The sequence below is a fragment of the Mucilaginibacter sp. KACC 22063 genome (assembly GCF_028736115.1).
GTDB lineage: Bacteria > Bacteroidota > Bacteroidia > Sphingobacteriales > Sphingobacteriaceae > Mucilaginibacter.
Map to the genome: position 1 here is coordinate 2,334,512 of NZ_CP117877.1, position 23,883 is coordinate 2,358,394.

20 protein-coding genes are annotated in these 23,883 nt (G+C 41.4%); 15 read left to right on the forward strand and 5 right to left on the reverse strand.

All coding sequences use genetic code 11. The features are described 5' to 3' along the window. Window positions 1-23: 23 nt before the first annotated feature. The 3 genes from PQ461_RS09980 (at window position 24) to PQ461_RS09990 (ending at window position 4,344) form a co-directional block, all read left to right on the forward strand. Window positions 24-1,934 (forward strand): DUF4153 domain-containing protein, encoded by a 1,911-nt coding sequence (locus PQ461_RS09980; RefSeq protein WP_274303851.1) that lies wholly within the window; start codon window positions 24-26, stop codon window positions 1,932-1,934. A 155-nt stretch (window positions 1,935-2,089) separates the two neighbouring features. Further along, entirely contained in the window at window positions 2,090-3,313 is a 1,224-nt protein-coding gene (locus PQ461_RS09985; RefSeq protein WP_274303852.1) for a zinc ribbon domain-containing protein, read from the forward strand. A 38-nt stretch (window positions 3,314-3,351) separates the two neighbouring features. Continuing rightward, entirely contained in the window at window positions 3,352-4,344 is a 993-nt protein-coding gene (locus PQ461_RS09990; RefSeq protein ID WP_274303854.1) for an SPFH domain-containing protein, read from the forward strand. 27 nt (window positions 4,345-4,371) lie between these two features. Here PQ461_RS09990 and PQ461_RS09995 read toward each other — a convergent pair whose 3' ends face one another. The 4 genes from PQ461_RS09995 to galA form a co-directional block, all read right to left on the reverse strand. Next, window positions 4,372-4,992: a hypothetical protein gene (locus PQ461_RS09995; protein WP_274303856.1), complete on the reverse strand. Its 621-nt coding sequence runs from the start codon at window positions 4,990-4,992 to the stop codon at window positions 4,372-4,374. 94 nt (window positions 4,993-5,086) lie between these two features. Beyond that, window positions 5,087-5,422: a hypothetical protein gene (locus PQ461_RS10000; protein WP_274303859.1), complete on the reverse strand. Its 336-nt coding sequence runs from the start codon at window positions 5,420-5,422 to the stop codon at window positions 5,087-5,089. Window positions 5,423-5,690: 268 nt separating this feature from the next. Then, window positions 5,691-6,548 carry a glycoside hydrolase family 16 protein gene (locus PQ461_RS10005; protein WP_274303861.1) on the reverse strand — a complete coding sequence of 286 codons (858 nt, stop codon included), beginning with the start codon at window positions 6,546-6,548 and terminating at the stop codon, window positions 5,691-5,693. Between the two features lie 25 nt (window positions 6,549-6,573). After that, on the reverse strand, window positions 6,574-9,000 hold the full coding sequence (gene galA, locus PQ461_RS10010; protein ID WP_274303862.1) for a beta-galactosidase GalA: 2,427 nt from the start codon (window positions 8,998-9,000) through the stop codon (window positions 6,574-6,576). A 302-nt stretch (window positions 9,001-9,302) separates the two neighbouring features. Between galA and PQ461_RS10015 the strand changes: the two genes are divergently transcribed. The 12 genes from PQ461_RS10015 to PQ461_RS10070 all read left to right on the forward strand — a co-directional run bounded on the left by PQ461_RS10015 (window position 9,303) and on the right by PQ461_RS10070 (window position 22,439). Continuing rightward, complete coding sequence (locus tag PQ461_RS10015) at window positions 9,303-10,763, forward strand: L,D-transpeptidase scaffold domain-containing protein (RefSeq protein WP_274303863.1); 1,461 nt, start codon at window positions 9,303-9,305, stop codon at window positions 10,761-10,763. A gap of 10 nt (window positions 10,764-10,773) precedes the next feature. After that, entirely contained in the window at window positions 10,774-11,631 is an 858-nt protein-coding gene (locus PQ461_RS10020) for a universal stress protein (RefSeq protein ID WP_274303865.1), read from the forward strand. Window positions 11,632-11,773: 142 nt separating this feature from the next. Next, window positions 11,774-14,161 carry a heavy metal translocating P-type ATPase gene (locus PQ461_RS10025; RefSeq protein WP_274303867.1) on the forward strand — a complete coding sequence of 796 codons (2,388 nt, stop codon included), beginning with the start codon at window positions 11,774-11,776 and terminating at the stop codon, window positions 14,159-14,161. After that, on the forward strand, window positions 14,158-14,322 hold the full coding sequence (gene ccoS, locus PQ461_RS10030; protein WP_274303869.1) for a cbb3-type cytochrome oxidase assembly protein CcoS: 165 nt from the start codon (window positions 14,158-14,160) through the stop codon (window positions 14,320-14,322). Before PQ461_RS10025 ends, ccoS begins: the two co-directional genes overlap by 4 nt. A 90-nt stretch (window positions 14,323-14,412) precedes the next feature. Beyond that, window positions 14,413-16,542, forward strand: coding sequence for a cytochrome-c oxidase, cbb3-type subunit I (gene ccoN / locus PQ461_RS10035; protein WP_274303871.1), 2,130 nt, complete (start codon window positions 14,413-14,415; stop codon window positions 16,540-16,542). A gap of 4 nt (window positions 16,543-16,546) precedes the next feature. Continuing rightward, window positions 16,547-16,738: a hypothetical protein gene (locus tag PQ461_RS10040; protein WP_274303873.1), complete on the forward strand. Its 192-nt coding sequence runs from the start codon at window positions 16,547-16,549 to the stop codon at window positions 16,736-16,738. Then, window positions 16,735-17,649, forward strand: a complete 915-nt coding sequence (locus tag PQ461_RS10045; protein WP_274303874.1) for a cbb3-type cytochrome c oxidase N-terminal domain-containing protein — start codon at window positions 16,735-16,737, stop codon at window positions 17,647-17,649. Before PQ461_RS10040 ends, PQ461_RS10045 begins: the two co-directional genes overlap by 4 nt. Window positions 17,650-17,653: 4 nt before the next feature. Beyond that, the gene (gene ccoG, locus PQ461_RS10050) at window positions 17,654-19,039 is read left to right on the forward strand and encodes a cytochrome c oxidase accessory protein CcoG (protein ID WP_274303876.1); all 1,386 of its coding nucleotides are present in this window, start codon (window positions 17,654-17,656) and stop codon (window positions 19,037-19,039) included. Window positions 19,040-19,042: 3 nt separating this feature from the next. Then, window positions 19,043-19,453 carry a FixH family protein gene (locus PQ461_RS10055; protein ID WP_274303878.1) on the forward strand — a complete coding sequence of 137 codons (411 nt, stop codon included), beginning with the start codon at window positions 19,043-19,045 and terminating at the stop codon, window positions 19,451-19,453. Next, window positions 19,450-20,136 carry a sulfite exporter TauE/SafE family protein gene (locus PQ461_RS10060; protein ID WP_274303881.1) on the forward strand — a complete coding sequence of 229 codons (687 nt, stop codon included), beginning with the start codon at window positions 19,450-19,452 and terminating at the stop codon, window positions 20,134-20,136. Before PQ461_RS10055 ends, PQ461_RS10060 begins: the two co-directional genes overlap by 4 nt. Window positions 20,137-20,231: 95 nt before the next feature. Further along, the gene (locus tag PQ461_RS10065) at window positions 20,232-20,585 is read left to right on the forward strand and encodes a hypothetical protein (RefSeq protein WP_274303883.1); all 354 of its coding nucleotides are present in this window, start codon (window positions 20,232-20,234) and stop codon (window positions 20,583-20,585) included. Window positions 20,586-20,645: 60 nt separating this feature from the next. Next, window positions 20,646-22,439, forward strand: coding sequence for a hypothetical protein (locus PQ461_RS10070; RefSeq protein ID WP_274303884.1), 1,794 nt, complete (start codon window positions 20,646-20,648; stop codon window positions 22,437-22,439). A 73-nt stretch (window positions 22,440-22,512) separates the two neighbouring features. Here PQ461_RS10070 and hemN read toward each other — a convergent pair whose 3' ends face one another. Further along, on the reverse strand, window positions 22,513-23,880 hold the full coding sequence (gene hemN, locus PQ461_RS10075; protein WP_274303885.1) for an oxygen-independent coproporphyrinogen III oxidase: 1,368 nt from the start codon (window positions 23,878-23,880) through the stop codon (window positions 22,513-22,515). Window positions 23,881-23,883: the final 3 nt, after the last annotated feature.

Here is a 23,883-nt window from a genome sequence, read left to right on the forward strand (position 1 = left end):
TTATACTTTTTCTAATATTAGTTATGGCCTTTCAATTACCTTCGGTTAACCATATAATTAGTTCGGTTGCCAGCACCATAAGGCGTTACCCGTTCGAGTTTTTGTTTGCCCTGGCCGGAACATGGTCGGCTATTCATCTATCATCCGGTTATCTGTATGGCTACGCCAGCCACAGCTGGTATATACGTATTTTAATGATGGCGGCTGTTGGTATGCCACTCAGCCTTGCAGTTTCACTCTATGGTAGAAATAATGGGTTTTCTGGTAATAGGCGGCTATTAGTTAGGTGTGTAGCGGTCGCAGTCGGAGTGGTGTTCTTGTTTATTTTAAAGCCGGAAACCTATCCTCAGCACTATGTGGTTTTTGCTTTATTGCTTATTGCTATGCACCTGCTGGTATCTTTTGCTGCTTTTACTGGCAAAAATAATACGCTTGCCTTTTGGGAGTTTAACAAAACCCTGTTTATCCGTTTTCTTACCGGCCTGCTCTATAGCGTAGTTTTAGGCGCCGGACTAAGCGCTGCATTTGGCGTGGTTGAGCGTATTTTTGGCTTTAGTTTAAACTGGGTTTACCAACCCGTGTGGTTCATCATTTTAGGGGTATTTAATACCTTGTTCTTTTTGTCAGGCGTTCCGGAAGGTAACCTTCAGGCAGAATCGCTTATCGCTTACCCAAAAGGACTGAAGTTTTTTAGCCAGTACATACTGGTGCCTCTTGCTACAGTCTACCTGATTATTTTACTGGTATACGAGGTTAAAATCCTCATAGAATGGGAACTGCCTAAAGGCTTGGTATCAGGCCTTATTCTGGGCTATGCCGGGCTTGGTTTATTGGCTCTGCTGCTGGTTTACCCGCTGCGCGACCAGGAAGACAACGGTTGGATAAAAGTTTATGGCCGTTATTTTTATTTATTCCTGCTGCCGCTGGTAGCACTTTTGATATTAGCCATTAGTAAACGCATAGGCAGTTATGGCATTACACAATACCGATATTTTTTAATGGTACTGGCCGCATGGTTGTTGTTTTTAATCGGTTATTTCCTGCTGCATAAAAAGGCTACCATAAAAGCCATACCCGTTTCGCTGTTCATTATTGTTATGCTTATCATATACGGTCCGCAAAGCGCCACCTCGGTCAGCTTAAACTCACAAAGAGCTGTTCTGTATGAGCTGTTTAAAGAGGCGGGCTTAATAAAGAAAGGCAAATTGCAGCCTATTGATCAAAAAAAGGTAAAGCCCTACATAGCAGCACGCATGGCGAGTACAGTTAATTACATATTGCAACATTATGATTTTCAATCAATGCAGCCTTTACTTAGCGTTAACCTACAGGCTAAGGAGCAGGAGTTAAGAATAAGCTGGAAAAATAAGATGTATGACATTCCGGATGAAAACGGCTTTAACTTTGACCGCATAAACTGGATGCAGAATTATTTAGGATTAAGCGGCTACGAATATATGCAACAGTACAGTGAGGACCGGATGGATATGGACCTTAACACCAACTACTATGTACGCAGCAAACAAACAGCCTATCCTTTAAAAGGGTATGATTACATGATGGTAAAAGAAACTTATGTTGATACCTTAAGTGTTGACACGGTGAAAGGCTATGCAATAAAACAAGGTGACAGTTTTGATTATGATGATATGATCATTAATGTAGGCGAAAATAAGTTTACATTTCCTCTGAAAGTTCTGGCTGACCAAATAGTTAAGGAAACTGTTAACCTGAAACCAGTCGAGAATACAGCCACACGCCAGGGTTTAGACAAGCAATATTTATTGCCACAGCAAATGCTGCAGATAAAGCAAAGCAAAATGGGCATAACAGTGATGGCGCAAGTGCAGGAGCTGAGTTTTGAAAATACAAAACGTAACGGTATTAAAATAAACTCGGCGCGTGCTTATTATTTTATTAAGATGGATAAGTAACATAGTGGTCTTAAAGAAACTTCTTTCGGATTAAACAATATGCAGGCACCTCTTGTAATAGTATTTGCAGGAAATAAAAGTTAACCTTTCTGCTATCAAAGTGAAGGCTTACATGGGCCAAACAGAAGACGCGTATTAAGTATTTAACCACATCAATGGCTAAAGATATTAAAGCAATACAATGCCCTAAATGCGGCAGTACTTTTAAAAAGGAGATTAAGCCTGATTTTTATCAATGCCAGAATTGCCAAACCGAATACTATCTGGATAGCGATGATATACACCACTATCATCATCATGAACGTTTGCCGCCTATACAAAGTTCTGCCCCGCCTGGCAATGCCAGGCAGCCGCTTTATATATTACTTGGCAGTGTAGCATTTATATGTATTATTTATTTTGTTGTTGCTTGGATTCGGCCTGCAAATCATACCGCTAATACTTATAGTACCGGTAGTAATTATAAGCCACCCCGCTCTTATTCTTCAAGTTTTGTATATACTAATACAGCTACGGGTAAACCGGTTTATTTGCGTGTGGGTGCCGATTATACCTATAAAGACGACAAAAAGTATGGCAAGGAATTACACATGGTTTTTAATGATCCCCTTACTGGTGGACTAATTGCTGACCGTATTGTTAACGATGAGGTTTTAACTAACAACAACTGCATGCTGGCTTTTAAAACCTACTCGCCTGATCTGACTTATGCTATAGGGTGCAGTACGGTATTATTACAACTCGATACCAGGAATAACCGGCTAATTAACATAACGCAAAGTGAATTTAAAGATTACAAGCAGTTAAGCTCGGGGGTGGCAAAACTTGAATTTGATTATTATAAGCCAATGATTAACGTGATAAATAACGAAGGAAGTAGTTGTTATTACTTTCCAACTATCAGGAAAATGGCTGACAGCAATGATGAGGCAGATCATATTTGGAAAAAGCAATTTGATCAGCATTACTTTGAGTTTGGTAACATGGGTGATTTCTTTGACCAGCAAAAAGAAATGCAGTTACTCGAAGTAAAATACCTTAAACAGACCGGCCAAAATATAAGGCGTAACTTAACACCTGGCCGAAAATACTTTAACCCTGAAATGCTTTATCAGGATCAGGACAAGCTGCTGTTCGTGGTCAATACTACCCCGGCACCAGATCCACCGGTAAGTATTCAGCTTGTTGATGCAAAGACCGGCAAGTTGCTTTGGGCATTAGCGCCAGACAGGTATAATTTGTATTCGGCAACCAAATGGAAACATGGGTTTGCTGTTGAATATCGCAAAGGTGCGGAGGCTGATTATGTGCACGGGGTATTGGTTATTTCTGATGCGGGTAAAATCGTACATAATTATCAGCTTAGCCGTACAGAATGAGTAATAACGGCAATGAGGATTGCCATAAATAATTTGATATGGGATTCACCAGTTTTTTCAAAGATCAGTTTGCATCGGTTATTGAATGGAAAGATCAACCGCAGGAGGTATTGTTTTACAAATTTCCATTTAAACGCGATGAGATCAAAGATGCCAGTAAACTGATAATTGCCCCGGGGCAGGGGTGCCTGTTGGTGTATGAGGGTAAAGTTACAGGTGTTTTAGAAAACGAAGGCGTATATACTTTACAAACTGATAACGAACCGTTTATTACTAACCTGCTTAAACTTACACAGGGCTTTGAAAGTGAGCATAAGCTTAAAATTTATTTTTACCGAAAAGCAGAGGTGGTTAACCAGGGTTGGGGCACCTCTACACGTGTAATGTATGAAGACCCGGTATATCACTTTCCGGTTAACCTGGGTGCTTATGGTAATTATTCTTTTAAGTTAACCGATGCCAGGGTTTTTCTTACAGAAATTGCCGGTTTATCAGACCTGTACAATATTGCGCAAGCACAGATGCTAATTCAGTCGAGAATTGAGCAGGGGCTAACGGTTACGCTGGCTACATCCGCTTATTCCATTTTACAGATTGATGCTAAGCTGAACGAGCTTGCTGAAACCTTGAAAAATCAATTAAACAATATTTTTGCTGAATTGGGGTTTGAGTTGACAAATTTCAAGTTACAGGGAGCGTCTTTTGATCAGCAAACGCAGCAGCAGATCAATCAATTGGCCAACGCCCGTGCCGGAATGCTGGCCTCAGAATTAACCGGTTTAAGCTTTACGGAAAGAGAAAAGCTACAAGCCCTGCGTGATGCTGCCCGTAATGAAAGCGGTATTGCCGGTGCCGGGTTACAGTTTAATTTAGGGAATAGTTTAAACAATACCTCTGGTCAGCCACCAGTCACCGCAGGTGATGCAGACCCTATGACACAGCTACAAAAGTTAAAAACTCTTTTAGATCAGGGAATTTTAACACAGGAAGAATTTGACAGCAAAAAAAAGCAATGGCTTGATAAGTTGTAACCATTGCTGAGTTTAAGCAAAGGAGACTTATTCTTTCTTTTTAAGATCAGACAACAGCATAAAGCCGGTGGTCTCTTTATTTGCCTTGTTCATGTAAGAAACAAATACCCAGGTATTGTTATTTGCTGCTACATTTTGCATATCTATCGTTACCACGTCGCCTTTTAACACATAGGCTTTAAGTTTACTGGCTGCATCGGTCTTTTTATAAAAGTAGGCTTTGGGCGCAGTCACTATATAATTGCCGGCTACAGCTCCAGAAATTTTTGTGTACTGGCCATTAAAGTCGCTGGTTAAATGGTCAATTGCGCAGTTAGCAAAGGATGCCTTTATTTTACCCTGTACCAAACTTAACGTCACTTTGCAGCCCGGCTCATTTTCGTCGCTATGTAAAGTTACGGTGCCGTTTTTTAATGTGCCTTCACCGTAGTAGCTGCCGGTTTGGGCATTGGCAGAGTTCCACCAGGTAAATACTTCGGCCTTAACACTATTGCCGCTTTGCTGGTAAGAAATTACGCCGTAAGCACCGTTTGGAAGCTTCTTTTCATAAATGCCGTTTTGGGCTGATACATACATCGCACATACAGAAAACAGCATTAATATTGTAAACTTTTTTAGACAGGCGGTTGGTGAGGTAGCAATCTGCATAGCGCAATATGAATTAGTGATTTTGTTTATTGCGTTGACAACAGAATTTAAACCTGCTTTGTTTTTTAATCAGCATTACAATTGTGCAGCACTGTTATTGTATCGTTTTTGCCAATGTACCAGCTTTTCTCTTTCTGTAATAAGCAATTATGTAAAATACAATCGCCGATATCGGTATTGAAACCAGGGTTAAAAATGTACCGATCACAGCAAAACCAACAGAACCGGTTGCGCAGCGTGTACCAGGCGGCAGATTTAAAATATCGATATAGCTTGCAAGTAATGGCAATAGCAGGCCTGCAACCAAACAGATTATAGTAATCAGCGCAATGGATATACGAACACGTCCATAAATGTGCATTATGTTTAAAATGATATGCACTACAGGCGATAAAAGTATCAGCAATATTTCAAGCAATAATATTATCATCAGTTTTATATTAATGCCAGAATTTTAAATAAGTAACCCACATGGCTTGCTCTATCATCTCCATATGGCATTGAGATATTTATGAATAATCCACAAACATTAAGAGTTTCCGGCTAATACTTAAAGCAAAATAAAACCAACCAGTTTCAATCAATTAAAATTTTTAAGCAGAGCCTAAAATGGATTACAATCATGAAGAATATCAATGGAGTTGAAAATTGGCTGCCAATGCCTAATGCTTTGATAATAGGTATTCAGATTAAATCGACTATTGGTCTTTTTGCTGGTAAACACGTATGTAGTCAATTTCATACCTACGGAGAAAAGTGGTGCTGTCGGGGTCGCCGCCATTGTCTCCGCCCAAAGCTAAATTGACTAATATATAATGTGGCTGCTTAAACGGATTAATCCCGGTGCCATCCTGATTGAACAGATCTTTTAACTGCACGCGATTAAGCAGCCTGTCATCAACAAATAAGCTGATGGCTGTTGAATCCCAGTCCATCCGCCATATATGAAACTTTTTGCTCCAGTTTTTATCTTTAAAATCTTCAATGGCAGTGCTGGTACTATACCATTTTGCTTTATAAGCAGTGTTGGTGCCGCAGGCAATATTGGCCAGTAATTTTCCGCGGTAGTATTCCATAATATCAATTTCACCGTTTGATGGCCATTGCCCGGCCACGCCTAAAGTCCAGAAAGCAGGCCACAAGCCAGCAGCAGTGTCTATACGTGCGCGCATTACCATACGCCCGTAAAGCCATGCTTTTGATTGTCTCGTATTTAAACTTGCTGAGGTATAATTGATATACTGCCGGTTTGTGCGCCAGTCATTACCCTGCGGGTTATAAAGAGGATTTGCCTGATGGACTTTCCTGGCCTCAATAATTAACTTTCCGTTTTTACAATAAGCATTTTGCGATTGATACCACTGCAATTCATGGTTACGTACAAATCCCTTTTCATACTGCCATATTGTATTATCAGGGGCGCCATCTTTATTAAATTCCTCGCTCCAAACCAATTGATAAGTATCCTTTTTAGAGCTGGGTTGCCCCTTAACAATATTTATGTTTAATGCAGCTAAAAAAGCAGATACCGTCAGTAGATTTTGTACAAGTTTCATCCGGAAAGATAGTTACGTTAACGGGTTATTTTTGCAACAGCACTATTTTACGGGGTGTTAAACCCACGGCAGATCCTGTTAAACTAATTTCACTTGGTTTAGTACCTGCTTTTATAATCAGCTGTGCCTTACCGCCGAAAAGATGCCTTTGCCATTGGCCGGTTTCACATTTATCAGGTTCATGGCTGCTTGGGTCACCATTGCCCACCCCGATAATATCAGCATTTCCCTGTAAGTCAAACTGAATTAAATTTGATGCATCGGGCACTTCTCTACCTTTTTTATCAAGTACAGATACGTTTACAATTACAGCATCTTCCCCGTTATCCAATAATACTTTTTTTGAAGGTAATAGCTGTATGCTTACCGGCGCTGTAGTAGTTTCAACACTCGCTTTAATTGTTTTACCATGTTTATGCGCAACTGCCAATAATTTGCCCGGCTGATATTTTACCGACCATACCAGGTGGCCATAACGCGGCATTGTTTTTTTACCCAGGCCTTTGCCATTTAAAAAAAGTTCAACATCGTCTGCATTGCTGTTCACCCAAACATCAATAGGCCGTCCTTCTTTTCCGGGCCAGTTCCAATGCGGGGCTATGTGCAATACATCTTTATCCGTCCACCATGCCTGGTAATAGTAATAAACAGTTTTTGGGAAACCGCACATGTCCATGATGCCGAAATGCGAGTTGATGTTTGGCCAGCGGTAAGGGGTAGGTTCGCCGCGGTAATCAAAACCCGTCCAGGCGAAGCCGCCCATAAACCACGGGCGATCTTCGGTGATTTTCCACCATGTTTCGGCCGTACTGGCCCAGCTTGGATAGGTAAGGTCATAGTCTGGTACATAAGCACGCACCGTGTCTTTTACAAAGATACTGCGGGTTGTAACCGTGCTGGCAACCTCCGTCCCGATAATTGGCTGATCGGGATGTTCGGCATGATAACCATCCAGTCCGTTCAGATTATAATTAAAACCTCTCACAGGGATTACCTCGTTTACTCCCTTAAATACATTGCCCATATTAGCGGCATAAGTACAGGTGCGGCTTGGGTCAAGCTCTTTTTGCAGCAATATCTGGTTCTGAGCAATACGCTTACCAATATCAGTACGGTGCGTTGCATATTCTTCATTACCGATAGACCATAAGAAGATACTGGCATGATTACGGTCACGCAAAATCAGGTTACGAAACTGTTGTTCGTATTCTTGGCCGCTTGTAAGCAAACGTGTTTCATCCATTACCAGCATACCTAAGCTGTCGCAGGCGTCCAATAGCTCGGGCGTTGGCATATTGTGTGTAGTACGATAAGCATTTACGCCCATTTCTTTCAGCAAACGGATACGGTAATATTGCAATTCGTCGGGCAGGGCCGAACCCACACCCGCATGATCCTGGTGGCAGCTAACACCTTGTATCTTCATTGCACGGCCATTTAGAAAAAAGCCTTTATTGCTGTCAAAAGTAAAGGTGCGTATCCCAAACCTGGTTTGCACGCTATCTATAACCCGACCGTTTACTTTAACAAGAGAAATTGCTTTGTATAAATAAGGGTCATCAATATCCCACAGCCTTGTGCTTTTTAACTTTACTTTACTGATCAGCTTATTTTCTTCGCGCACGGCTAAACTGAAAGGCAGTTCATTACCGGTAACAAGTATTTTTCCGTTACGGTCGGTGATGTAACTTAAAACAGTAGCCGAGGCGGCATTAATGCCACGGTTTTCTAACGAGGTTTCTATGGTAACCTCTGCATCTTTGTTATTATTAACGACAGCATGTACAAATACACCGCCCTGTGGCTTAAAATGTAAATTGTTGTAAGTGTTTAGCCAGGCATGGCGGTATATACCGGCGCCTTCATAAAACCAGCCTTCAGACTGGGTGGCATCCGCTCTTACTACCATCACGTTCTTTTTTCCAAAGCGGATAAAGTCAGTAATATCGAACTTTACACTGTTATAGCCGCTAAAATTGCCGCCAACATAGTAGCCATTGATCCATACTTTGCTATCGCGATAAATACCGTCAAACTGTATTTCAAATCGTTTCCCCGAATCAGCACGGTTTACCTGGAAAGTTTTGCGGTACCAGCCTATACTGTTTTCAGGAAACAGTCCGCCTACTGGTTTATAGCCATGTGAGTCGAGGTCGTCATTTTTAACATACTTAAAGGGGAGGGCAACTGCCCAGTCATGAGGTAAGGTTACATCAGCCCAGCCTTTTTCATCATAGTCAATAGCCAATGCAGTTCCGGCTGTTTCACCAGATTTAGAAAATATATTCCCAAGACCGTAATTAAAATCGCGGTTAAAGTCGGTTGCATGCCCAAGATGGAACTTCCAGCCTGCATCAAAATTTTGGTGGGTACGTTCTGAAACTGATTGAGCGGAGGATACTTTAAATGTTATTACCAGGATTAAAAGGCTAAAAAGGCTTAGTCTGTTCATTATAGTTTAAATTATACTTAGTGGCTTCTAAAACTAATTATTTTCAGGTTAAAAATATCATTATTGTTGTATTCCAAGTGAATTAACAGGTCATCGGCGATTTTATACATAGGCAATCTCTTTAGAAATATCATGGTTAAGGTATTGTAAATGCCGTCTGCAACTGCAGATAATGTGTTAGTTTTTATTGGAAAAATATATCATGACTATAATTCGATAGTGTTGTACATCAAATAGATAAGTGACTATGGTCACGTTAAAATCAGCCTGTCTGCCTGACATTTACATTAAAATTAAGTGTCATGGAAAAGCAGATCAAGAAACCGGTATTGAGTATAGGCATCAGCTTGATGATGCTTTTAACAGGCATATTATTGCAGCTTATATTACCGGCAGGTAAAGCTGTTGCCCATGCTAATGGTAATTTACAGACCGAAAATATTTCTGCGGCTATTCAACAACTTTTAAACCAGGACTCGATTAACCTATATTACCCTGCATCTGTAAAACGGCTTTACCAAAAAGAAAATTATAACCCGTTATGGATAACGCCGCAGGCAGATCATAAACATACCTGGGAGGCTATGCTTATGCTTGATTGCGTGCTTGAGTTTGGTTTGTCACATAATGATTATCATGCCGCCGAACTTTCTTACGATCAGTTGCACCAGATATTTGAAACCCCAGGGAAGGTTACAGTGGAACAAAAAGCAAAATTTGAAATCACTTTAACTGATGCCCTCATCACTTTTATGAACCATCTGCATTACGGAAAACTAAACCCACGGTTTCCGGCTGTAAAGATCGATGATGGAAATCTGAATTTTAATACAGAGCAGGCACTGATTTCAGCATTTAACGAGCAGGATTTTATGAGCGCTATTGTGGGCGTGCAACCTAAATCTAAAGCATATGCTGCTTTGCAAAATTATATGCATTTAACTAAAGGCCAGTATCAGGGCGATTGCTATGAAGTGCCCGAAGCCGAAGTACGCAAAGTGGCCATTAACATGGAAAGGCTGAGATGGATTGATGTGGATGATAACAACCTGTTATGGGTAAATATTCCGTCTTACACTTTAATATGGCACAAGCCCGATACGGATGTTAGTTTTAAAGTAATTGTGGGTAAGCCGGCAACGCCTACACCTACATTAGCCAGCAACCTGACACATTTTATTACCGCACCCGATTGGAAAGTGCCTCAAAAAATATTTGTTAAAGAATTATTGCCCAAGGCACTTGCCGATACAGCTTATCTCGAAAAAAATCAGTTTGCGGTTTATGACAGGCAGGGTAAAGATGTGCCGATTAGCAAGCATAGCCTGAGCATAATTGCTAAAAATCCCTCAGCTTATTATGCGCGTCAGTCTGCCGGGTGCGATAATTCTTTAGGGCTGATCGTATTCAGGTTTAACAATCCATTTGATATTTACCTGCACGATACGCCACAGAAACAACTTTTCAACAAGAAAGAGCGTGCCTTTAGTCATGGCTGTATCCGGGTTGAAGATGCTTATCAACTTGCTGCCCTGCTTTTGAAAAATGATGGTGCAGGCAGTAGTGTAAGTGCAGTAAAAGCGGCTATGCAAAATTATGAAACACGTACATTCCATTTAAAGCGGCCGGTACCGGTTAAGATCACTTACCTCACCTGTGAAAGCAAAGAAGGGCAGATTGTAACCTACAAGGATATTTATAACCTGGATAAAGCGTTGGAAATGGCTTTATATAATGTAACCGAATTCTACTCAAAACGATAATCTTATTATTATGAAAACGATTTTAGTAACCACAGATTTTTCTGCAAGTGCAAACAATGCAGTAAAATATGCAACGCAACTGGCCACTGCTTTGCACGCCAACATTAAAATTATGCATGCTATTAAAGTGCCCTCAGAAAACGTAATGGCCGCACAGGTAGCATGGCCGCTGGAAGATTATGGATCGTTAACCGCTGAGGCCAATGACAGGTTAGCCATACTTGCAGAAACAATGTCGGCCAAATCAGAATTTAATGATAAGGCGGTTTTTAAACCGGTGATTGATTACACCAGTCAGGTTGGTAATGTTGTGGATATAACCAGAAACCTGGTACATGAAGAGAACATTGGCATGGTTGTGATGGGAATGTCCGGAGCGGGCTCATTAAGCCGGTTCTTTTTAGGAAGCAATAGCCGGGACATGATTGAAAACGCAAGTTTTCCGCTGCTGCTGATCCCATCAAACGTTAGCTATGCACCGGTTAATAAAATAGCGTTTGCAACAGAACTAAATCCTGAAGACCTGAAACTTTTACAAGTATTAGCGCAGTTTGTAAAGCCGCTTAATGCCGAAATACTGATTACACATATTACAAAAGATCGTTATGAAAATCATGCTCAAATAAAGGATGCAGATAAATTTCTGAGCGAAATATCATCGAAGCTCAATTACCATAAAATATATTACCGCCACCTTAATGGCTTTGATGTAAATAACGGGCTAACCTGGCTATGTGAACATGGGCAGGTGGATGTGATAGCCATGGTACACCGGCAAAGAAATGTAATAGAACGGTTGTTTGATAATAGCCATACACAGGATATGGCAAGGCATATTAACGTGCCCCTGATGGTTTTTAATAATTAAATAATACATGAAACCCGGTTTTGCCGGGTTTCTTTTTTATAAAGGAATTTTAAATAAGTGACCTTAGTCATTTTTCTGCTGAGTCCCGATCATTTTTTAAGAACAGTTTATCAGTCACTTTTGAAGTGATAAAATTTTTAATATGAGCAGCAGAACCGACACAGCAACCACATGTTACCACTGCGGTAACACGTGCAACGATGGACTTTTTATTTATGAAGAAAAGAACTTCTGTTGTATTGGATGCGAAAACGTATTTAAAATTTTATCTAAAAGTGGTCTGTGTAATTATTACAGCTATAACTTTCATCCCGGGGCTAACCGCAGCAGGGTTGAAAAGCGGTTTGAATATCTTGATGAAGCCGCGATAGTTAAAGACCTGGTCGACTATACGGACGACAAAATTACCATAGCGACACTTTACATCCCTTATATCCATTGCAGTTCATGCATTTGGCTGCTCGAGAACCTTAACAGAATAGATCCTGGCATATATTATAGCCGGGTTGATTTTCTGAAAAAGCAGGTAGTAGTAAGATTCAGCAACAATGTAATCACATTCAGGCAGGTGGTAGAACTGATGGTTGACATAGGCTATGAACCTTTAATCAGTTTGCACGATGTCATTAAACAGCAACAAAAGCTGCCAAAAGATAACCTGGTAAAAAAAATAGCGGTGGCAGGATTTTGCTTTGGAAATGTAATGCTGCTCAGTTTTCCGGAGTATCTGGGCCTTTCGGGGTACGAGCAATCTTTCAGGCAATTTTTCGGCTGGTTAAATATACTGTTCTCATTACCTGTTGTTTTTTACAGTGGGCGCGAATATTTTTCATCCGCCTGGAACAATCTTCGTAAGAAAGTCCTGAATATCGACTTCCCTCTTGCACTTGGCATTGCCGTATTATTTATTCGTACGGTCGCTGAGATCATAACCCATAAAGGGCCGGGTTTTGCAGATACCTTATGCGGACTTGTCTTCTTTCTGCTGGTAGGTAAATTCGTACAGAAAAAAACATACCACCACATTTCTTTCGAGAGAGACTACCGCTCGTTTTTCCCTGTAGCGGTACAAGTAATTGAAGAGGAAAGAGAACGCCCGGTTCCGCTGTCTGATTTAAAAGTGGGGCAACGCATACATATCCGTCATAACGAAATTATACCCGGGGATGCGATACTACTAAGGGGAAACGCAAAAATTGATTTCAGCTTTGTTACCGGTGAAGCAATACCGGTTACAAAATCATTAGGTGAAATTGTATATGCCGGTGGCAGGCAGGTTGGCGAGTCGATTGAGCTTGAAGTCGTTAAGCCGGTTTCGCAAAGCTATTTAACCCAGCTTTGGAATAATGAGGCTTTTAAACGTAGCCAGGAAGATCGCATGCAAACCTTTAATGAGCGTGTAAGCAAATATTTTATAGTGGTATTGCTGGCCATTGCATTTGGGGCCTTGCTATATTGGCTTCCAAGTGATTTTACGCGTGGACTATCAGCATTTACGGCGGTGCTGATAGTAGCTTGTCCGTGTGCATTAGCTTTAAGTACGCCGTTTACCATGTCGGCAGCATTGGGCGTTTTCGACAGAAATTTGTTTTACCTTAAAAATACAGCAGTGGTAGAACAACTGGCGCGCATTGACACCATTGTTCTGGATAAGACGGGTACCATCACCACCAATACGGAGAATAATGTGATCAGCTATGATGATTTAAATCATGTACAGCGGCAACTGATATACACTGTTTGCAGTAATTCGGGACACCCGCTCAGCAGGCAGATCTGTGATTTTCTGGGGCATCAGAAAAAGCTCGAAGTTTCGGAATACAACGAAATTTCCGGAAAGGGAATTTACGCCCAGGTTAACGGGCACATGATTAAAGTAGGGAGCAGTGAGTTTGTACTTGGCGGAAGTGAGGCCGTTCATCAGGCTACCGAGGTACATATGGTTATTAATGGTAAATATCACGGCTATTTTACTTTCAAACACCATTATCGTGACGGACTGGAAGATGTTATTCAATTGAATAAAAAATATAACATCCAACTTCTGTCAGGCGATCAGGACCATGAGAAAAACGACCTGATGGCCTATTTTAAACGTGAAGAATGTTTGCATTTTAATCAATCGCCGCAGCAAAAACTCAATTTTATAGCAGGCTTGCAAAGGGCGGGTAATAAGGTAATGATGATAGGGGATGGCCTTAATGATTCGGGTGCTTTAAAACAAAGTGACCTTGGTGTGGCTATTACTGATAACGTAAATAATTTTACACCCGGCAGCGATGCCATTTTAGATGGGCGCTCGCTTGCAAAACTTCCCCGGTTTCTCCGGTTTTCAAAGGATGCGGTTAATATTATTCATGTATCCTTTCTGATATCGCTTACCTACAATTTAATCGGTTTAAGCTTTGCGGTAACCGGTGCCCTGTCGCCGCTTACAGCCGCCATACTGATGCCTTTAAGCACTGCAACTATTATATCATTCACCAGCATAGCTACCCATGTAGCTGCCAAAAAACGCAAGTTAGCATGAGCATTATTTATTTTCTGATCGGGTGCAGCATATTGCTGGCCCTCATCTTTTTGTTTGCATTTTTTTATGCACAACGCCACGGCCAGCACGATGATCTGTATACGCCATCAGTAAGGATATTACTTGATGAAAAAGAGCCCGGAGAAGAAGAAAATGACTGACATCATTTTTTAGGGCAATCGTCATCATTCTGTCATCAGGCAGGCTCCTCTAATTTTACAACCATAAAATCCGGTATTAATTAAACTTTTATGCAACCCGAAAAATTTTATTACGATAACAAGATTGTACGCAACTTCGGTATTGCCACCATTGTCTGGGGTATTATAGGCATGGCGGTAGGTCTGCTTGTTGCCATACAGTTGTACAAACCAGGGGCTAACATGGGTAACCAATACACCACGTTTGGCCGTATCCGCCCACTGCACACTAATGCTGTAATTTTTGCATTTGTGGGCAACGCCATATTTATGGGCGTTTATTATTCTTTACAGCGTTTGCTTAAAGCCCGCATGTTTAGTGATGTGCTTAGCAAAATCCATTTCTGGGGATGGCAGCTCATCATCATTTCGGCAGTAATCACATTGCCTTTAGGCTTAACCACCTCTCACGAATATGCAGAGCTGGAATGGCCGATCGATATTGCCATAACGCTGATATGGGTAGTGTTTGGCGTTAATATGTTCGGCACTATTATTAAACGCCGCGAACGGCATTTGTATGTAGCCATCTGGTTTTACATAGCCACATTTGTAACAGTTGCAGTATTACACATTGTTAACTCGTTCGAGCTGCCAATATCTGCATTTAAAAGTTACTACCTGTTTGCAGGCGTTCAGGATGCCCTTGTGCAGTGGTGGTACGGGCATAATGCAGTAGCATTTTTCCTTACAACGCCATACCTGGGCATGATGTACTACTTTTTGCCTAAAATGGCTAACAGGCCAATTTACTCTTACAAGTTAAGTATCCTGCACTTTTGGGCACTGATATTTATATATATATGGGCAGGGCCTCACCATTTGTTATATACCACATTGCCCGGATGGGCACAATCATTAGGCGTGGTGTTTTCTATTATGCTGATTGCGCCAAGCTGGGGCGGTATGATCAATGGTTTACTTACCCTGCGCGGTGCATGGGATAAGGTGCGCGATGATGCCATTCTTAAATTTATGGTGGTTGGCTTAACCGCTTATGGTATGGCTACTTTTGAAGGCCCTATGCTTTCATTAAAGCAAGTGAACGCCATAGGCCACTTTACCGACTGGATCATTGCTCACGTACACGTAGGCGCTTTAGGCTGGAACGGCTTTTTAACATTTGCCATCCTGTACTGGCTTATCCCGCGCATTTACCGTACTACGCTTTACTCTGCCAAACTTGCCTCATGGCATTTCTGGATAGGTACATTAGGTATCTTATTTTACGCAATACCTATGTATTGGGCAGGCTTTACCCAAGGCTTAATGCTGAAAGAGTTTACGCAGGAAGGTATGCTGAAATATCCAAACTTTTTGGAAACCACCATGCGTATTTTGCCTATGCACGTGATGCGTTCAATAGGCGGTACATTCTACCTGGCAGGTGTAATCATTATGGCTTATAACCTGGCAAAAACAATGGCACAAGGCAAACTGGTTGCCAATGAAGCTGCTGAAGCTATGCCACTTGAGCCTAATTATACCAAAGAGCAGGATGGTTTCTGGCACCGCACATTGGAGCGCAAGCCTATCAAATTAATGGTATTGTCATTAGTGGTCATCCTTATCGGCACGTTTGTAGAACTGATGCCTACGCTAACCATATCATCAAACATACCGACTATTGCCAGCGTAAAACCATATACACCGCTTGAATTGCAAGGCAGGGATATTTACATCCGCGAAGGTTGTGTGGGCTGCCATTCGCAAACGGTAAGGCCGTTCCGATCAGAAACCGAACGTTATGGCGAGTACAGCAAAGCCGGCGAGTTTGTATATGACCACCCGTTCTTGTGGGGATCTAAACGTACCGGCCCGGATCTGCAGCGTGAAGGTGGCAAATATGGTAATGCCTGGCATTATAACCACTTAATGGATCCGCGCTTAATGTCGCCGGGCAGTATCATGCCAAACTACGACTGGCTGATTACTCAAACGCTGGACACTACTACCACTGCAGCCAAGATAAATGCCATGCGCAAACTGGGCGTGCCTTATGCAAAAGGGTATGAAAAAGTGGCCAACCATGATCTTGAACAACAGGCCAAAGGCATTGCTGATAACCTGGCTAAAGACCATATCAAGGTAAAAAGCAATAAAGAGATCGTTGCCATTATTGCTTATCTGCAACGCCTTGGAACAGATATTAAAGTAAACAAAACCGCAAATAACAACTAAGCATATGTTTAAGCAATTTACAGAAAATATAAACGGTAACCAGGGTTACCTGCTTTTCTCGCTCGGTATTTTTTTGATATTCTTTATCGTAGTCACCTTTATGCTTTTCAAGTTAAGGGCGCAATATGTAGACTACATGAGCGAAATACCGCTTAATGATGCCATTGACGAAACCTCACAAAACGTACAACCATGAAAGTTATAAAATCAATATTTGTGTTGCTGTTACTTTCAAGTGCCCGGCCTGTATTAGCAAGTGACCTCATCTCAGGCGAAATGAAGGATTATATTGGCTTTGGTGCGGTTATATTATTACTGCTCACCATATTAGCGGCCATGCTGGTATTGCTTAAAGCATTTAAAGTAATGACCAAAGTAATACTTGGCCCTAAAGCTTATGCCGAAATGCAGGCTGAAGAAGCTGCTGCAAAAGCTGCTAAAAAGAAACCGAAGGTAAGCGTGGTTGAGAAGATCCTTTCGTTAAAGCCATTGTCAGAAGAGAAATCGTTGATCATGGACCATGAGTATGATGGTATACAGGAATTGGATAATCCTACACCGGCTTGGTTTATGGGGCTGTTTTACATTACCATTGCTTTTGGAGTTTGCTATATACTGATCTATCACGTATTTGGTTTTGGTCAGTTACAATATGACGAGTATAAAACCGAAATGGCCGTTGCTGCAAAAGAAAAAGCTATTTACCTGGCAAAATCAGCTAACCGTGTTGATGAAAATACAGTAAAACTGGAAACAGATGCGGCAACATTAGCAGCAGGGCAGGCTGTATTTAAACAAAGCTGCGTGCCTTGTCACGGCGACCATGCACAGGGTGTTGTAGGGCCGAACTTAACAGACGATTACTGGCTGCACGGCGGCAAAATAAAAGATGTTTTTAAAACCATTAAATATGGTGTAACTGCTAAGGGTATGCCTACCTGGGAAAAACAACTTTCGCCAAAGCAAATAGCTGACGTAGCCAACTATGTAAAATCGTTACATGGCACTAACCCGGCTAACGCTAAAGAGCCGCAGGGAGAGAAAGAGACAGATGATGATGGGGTAAAAGCTGGTGCTAAAACCGCCATGCTTGCTAAAACAAAATAATACCATGTTAACGGCAGATATAAACCCGCAACCCAATACAACTACCGACGGTAAACGGCGGTGGCTGTATCCGGTTGTGCGTAAAGGGAAATTATACGCTTATCGAAGCTGGTTAAGCTATGCTTACCTAGCGCTGTTCTTTGCCGGTCCGTTTATACGTGTAGGAGGAGAGCCATTACTATTATTCAACGTAATGGACCGGCACTTTGTCTTGCTTGGCCAGGTTTTCTGGCCGCAAGACTTCTTTATTTTTGTGTTGGCTATGCTTGCCGGCATAGTATGCATAGTTTTATTTACGATAGCTTTCGGACGGATATTTTGCGGCTGGATGTGTCCGCAAACCATTTTTATGGAAATGGTTTTCCGTAAGATTGAAATATGGATTGAAGGGGATGCTAAAAAAAGGCGCAAGTTGGACGAAGGCCCCTGGACAAGCGAAAAGATCATTAAAAAAACAACAAAGCACGTTGTTTTTATTCTGCTGTCTTTTTTAATTGCCAATACGTTTCTTGCCTACATCACAGGCAGCGAAAACCTGATCAAAATTATTACGGAGCCTGTAAAGCTGCACTGGTCAGGATTTATCAGTATCTGGATATTTACACTGGCCTTTTATATTGTTTACAGCCAGGTGCGTGAAATTGTGTGTACCGTGATTTGCCCTTATGGTAGATTGCAAGGCGTGCTTACAGATAAAGACACATTAAATATAGCTTACAACTATCAGCGTGGCGAGCCCCGTGGTAAGCTGTCCAAAAAAGATGATACCGTTAAAGGTGATTGTGTTGACTGCGGCTTATGTGTAGATGTTTGTCCAACTGGTATCGACATCAGGAACGGATCACAATTAGAATGTATTAATTGTACAGCCTGTATAGATGCCTGTAACCAGGTAATGGAAAAAATTCACCGTGAGCTTAATCTTATCGGGTTTTACTCTGAAAACGTTATTAAAGAAAACAAAAAGCTGTCGTTCAATACGCGTATGAAAGCATACAGCGCCGTAATAGTGGTATTATTAGGCGTATTAAGCTGGTTTGTTTTACAACGCAGCGATATTGATGTAACGGTACTTCGCTCTGCGGGTACACTGTATCAGGAGCAGCCGGGAGGGTATGTCAGTAACTTATATAATGCTGATGTGATTAATAAAACGAATAAAAGGCAACGCATTAATTTGGTGCCGGCAGATCCGGATGTTAAGATCAAATTTATCCAGGCTCCCGGTGTGCTTGACAAAGGTGCTTCAGTAAAGATCATGTTTTTTGTCATGATTCCGGCTAAAGGGATTCACAATCCAAAAACCGACATTCAATTAAACATTATTCAACAAAATAAAATGCTGGCTACAGTAAACACTACGTTTATAGGGCCGGTGTATGGAGATTAAACAATGAACTGGGGGAAAAAATTAATGATCGGCATGGCATGTTTTATGTCATTCATCACGTGTATGGGTGTGTATATGTTTATGCAGCCAGATGATTATGATCAAAAGTATTACGAAAAGGGGCTTGCCTTTGATAAAGAATATGATAAAGAACAGCGCGCTGTAAATGAGCATATGCAGCCTACGGTAAGCATTGTAGAAAAGGATTTAAAGATCCTGTTCCATGATAATGCGAAAGGCCAGCTGCATTTTATCCGCCCGTCTGACAGGCACCTGGACAAGACCTTAATCTTTAATAACAGCCAGGTAGCGGTTCCAATAAATCAGCTTGCCAAAGGCCAGTGGCAGCTTGTTTTTGAATGGGGAAGTAATGGCAAGCAGTATTTGTATAAGCAGGAAATGTTTATTCCATGAGTGTTAATGAAATTGCCTTTTTTATTGGTTTGTTTGGCAGTGTGCATTGTATTGGGATGTGCGGACCCCTGGCTTTTGCAATTCCGTCAATGCAAAAAAGCATGTTATGGATGGTATGGGATAAGCTGCTTTACAATACAGGCAGGATCATTACTTATACCACACTCGGGTTAGTTTTTGGATTATTAGGTAAACAGCTCTGGTTGGCTGGGTTGCAGCAGGGTATAAGTGTCATCAGCGGATGCTTGATCGCTTTTGCGGCAGTATCGCGTATGGCTAAACGCTCCTTTATAAAATCAGTACGTTTCAACGCATTGCTAAAGCCGTTTAACCAGTTAATCGTATATGCTATTAATCGTAAAGCTGGTCATTTGATTATTGGCATGTTAAACGGTTTATTGCCCTGTGGCTTTGTATATATGGCATTGATCGGCGCCCTAAATACCGATTCGGCAATTGCGGCAGGTAAATTTATGATGTGCTTTGGCTTTGGTACACTGCCATTAATGCTGGTTGCCACGGTGGGCAGCCAGATGTTTACACAACCATTAAGATTGCGCCTCAACAAGGTGATCCCTTATTTTATGCTTTTTCTTGGCGCCTGGTTTATCATGCGGGGCCTCAACCTAAATATACCTTATTTAAGTCCGGATATCAGGACTGCAACTACCCTCTGTAAATGATAAAATGTGCTTACAATCACTTTCTGGTTTGACTGGCGTCATGTCTCAACAGGTCATCAAACGCGATTTTTGAGTCATACAAAAAGAATAATATCATGGCTACTTTAAAAACTACAATTGATGCCAACTGGGCGCATACTGATAACGCAACTACACAGGAAATAACCTTATGGCAAAGGTACCTTGCTTATGCTGATAAACAAGCCGGTAACCGTACACTTTGGTTTTTTATCACGTTGCTGGTACATGGTGTATTGATACTGGCCCTGCCTGCTGTGCTTATATATTACTATAATGCTCCGGTTTGGATATTAGGCATTACCATGACTTGCTTTTTTGCTAACCTGATAGCTAATATGGGCGGCGCAGGTATCCGTACCACCTTGTCTTTTTTTTATGCAAGTGTGATTATACACCTGATAATGATAGTATTAGTTCTTGCTTTTTAAATCTTTTAATTAACTATATGTAAAAGCGGCTATGGCCGCTTTTTTATTGCAGTACATCTTATGCAAAACCACATTTTTCATATCCCGGTTCTGGGACTGGGTTATTCTATCGATACGCCGCTCAAAGTAGCCAGGTATGGTATATCATCAGTACTTTCAATAGTTGATGATGAACTGATCGAGCGCATGCGCGAATATCATTGTAAGCAAAATGATGTTCCATTTACGCCGATCAGTAAGCAGGAAAACGACAGCCGGGCTAAGCGCATTACTGCTTATTTAAACTTTCTGGATAAACTGATTGACGAAGACTTTAAAGCTTTTCAGTTGATGCCCTTTGAACAAGATAATGACCTTAAAAGGTATTTTGATCTACTGCCCGAATCATCTGTATTAAGGCAAGGGTATGACCTGATGCTGGAATATCCTGATGGTGAAAGAAAGAAGATATTTCAGCAGGTTTTGAAAAAAATGCTTGTAAAAGGAAGCATCGATGTAAATATCATGGCCAAAGTTGACAAGCTGAATTTTGATGCCGAGGGCAATTTTACCGGTGAAAAACATACCGATGCCTTGTCGGCTTTGCGTGGTTTTGCTAACAGTAATTTACAGTCATCATTGATTTTATCAGCCGGGATGAATCCTAAGCTTTACAGTTATATGGAAGAATTTGGTGATTTCTTTCCCGACGAAAAAGGGAAAATCCGGAAAAAGATCATCTTAAAAGTAAGCGATTACCGGTCGGCATTAATACAGGCTAAATTTTTAGCTAAGAAGGGATTGTGGGTGTCCGAATTCAGGATTGAATCGGGGCTTAACTGCGGTGGCCATGCTTTTGCTACAGATGGTTTACTGCTGGGGCCAATTCTTGAGGAATTTAAGCAAAACAGGCAGCAAATGGCAGCAGAGCTATGGGAGATGTGTAAAAATGCCTTGTGGACTAAAGGGTATCAAATAGCCGAACGGCCAATACAGCGCATTACTGCGCAGGGGGGTATTGGTACCGCGCAGGAGAATGACTTTTTAATCAATTATTATCAGCTCGACGGCACTGGTTGGGGCAGTCCGTTTCTACTGGTACCTGAAGTTACCAATGTTGACGAAAGTACATTAAACCACTTAACTGCATCGGGTAGTGATGATTATTATCTGAGCGATGCCTCGCCATTGGGTGTGCTGTTTAACAACTTTAAAAGTTCGACCATTGAGGAAGAGCGGATGAACAGAATTGAAAAAGGCCGGCCGGGTAGTCCCTGTACAAAAAAATACCTGTGTACCAATACAGAATTTACTGAGGAACCAATTTGTACAGCTTCCAGAAAGTATCAGCATTACAAGATCCAGGAACTTGAAAAAAGCGGCCTTGATAAAGAACAGTATACATCCGCTTTTGAGGCTGTGACAGCCAAGGTTTGCCTTTGCGAAGGTTTGTGTGCTTCTGTCTATCTTAAAAACGGTATGTTAAAGCCCAAAGAGAGCAAAGCTGTAGCTATTTGCCCCGGGCCAAACCTGGCTTACTTTAAGCGAAGCTATACGCTTGACGAGATGACTGCGCATATTTACGGTAAAATAAACCTGTTAAAAGATGTAACAAGGCCTCATGTATTTATCAATGAACTGAATTTGTATGTGGACTACCTTAGGAAATCAGTAACGGCATGCCTGCAACAAATGGATAATAAAAAAGGAAAGCAATTACAAAAATTCAGGCAGCAATTGCAGCAAGGCATTAATTATTATGAAGGTATTGCCAATCAGCTGGCATCTCCGTTTAATGAGTTCCATAAACAACTTATTATAGCGCAAAAACATTTAAACGCTATTGCTTGCGGTATAGAAGTATGTATAAATTAAGGTGAGCAATAATTACAGTAAAAGCCCCGATAATTTAATTATCGGGGCTTTTACATTTATAAACACTGTATTTTTATCCTGCCATACTGAACAATTGCGTCGTAGGTTTATCAGCCCATAATCGGGCATCAAGCGCCATACAAATATTACGCAAAAATCTTTTACCAAGCGGGGTAACTGTTACACACCATGAGTTAAGTTCTACCAGTCCGTCATCAGCAAGCGCATGCACACGTTCAATTCCTTCCAAAAGTGTTGAATATTTATGCTGATGATGATTCCAGGAGGTTTTGCCTTTACACATCAGGTTAAGAATATGCCTGCGTAAAACCAGGTCTTCTGAAGTAAGTATATGGCCTTTCAATACAGGCAATTCGCCGGCATTGACTAACTTAATGTATTCTTCAACGTTTTTAACGTTTTGCGAAAACCCATACCAGCTATCGCTTATAGACGAAACGCCCAACCCCACCAAAAGTTGAGTATACTGATGCGTGTAACCCATAAAGTTACGGTGTATGGTGCCATTTTGTTCAGCTTTGTACAGGCTGTCGGTAGTAAGCGAGAAGTGATCCATACCAATATCCCTATAACCCATTTCGGTAAACATGGCACGTCCTGCGTTGTGAAGCTTGGCTTTTTCTTTAGCATCTGGTAAGTCTTTTTCAGTAAAACGGCGCTGCCCGGGTTTAATCCATGGCACATGGGCGTAACTGTAAAAGGCAATACGATCTGGCATAAGTTTGCCCACCATGTCTATGGTGTCACTTAGCCCTTGTAAAGTTTGCCTTGGCAAACCATAAATCAAATCGTAATTAACAGATGTATAGCCTATTTCGCGTGCCTGCCTGGTAATGGTTTCTACCTGCTCAAAGCTTTGGATGCGGTTAATAATAAACTGCACTTCGGGGTCAAAATCCTGTATACCTAAACTCAAACGTCTAAAGCCAAGATCATACAGCGTACGCAAATGTTCGGTAGTCGTATTGGCCGGGTGCGCCTCGAAGCTAAATTCTGCTTCAGGGTGGATCTTAGAATTATCTATAATTTCTTTTATTAAGATACTTAAATGTTCGGGGTTGAAAAACGTAGGTGTTCCGCCGCCAAGATGAATTTCGCGAATAACAGGAGTGTCCCCCAAAATATTGCGATACATGGCCCATTCTAACAGCAAAGCCTTTATATAAGGCTGTTCAACGGCATGGTTTTTAGTAATTCGGGTGTTGCATCCGCAATAGGTACACAAGCTTTCGCAAAATGGCAGGTGTATGTAAAGGCTGATGCCATCCTTATCATTGGATTCCAGAAATGAATTATAAACAGAGTTTTCCCATTTTATTTTACTGAAGCCTTCTGCATCCCAGTAAGGTACAGTAGGGTAGCTGGTATAACGGGGGGCTGCTATATTATATTTTTGCAACAGATTTGTCCGGTTATCCATGGC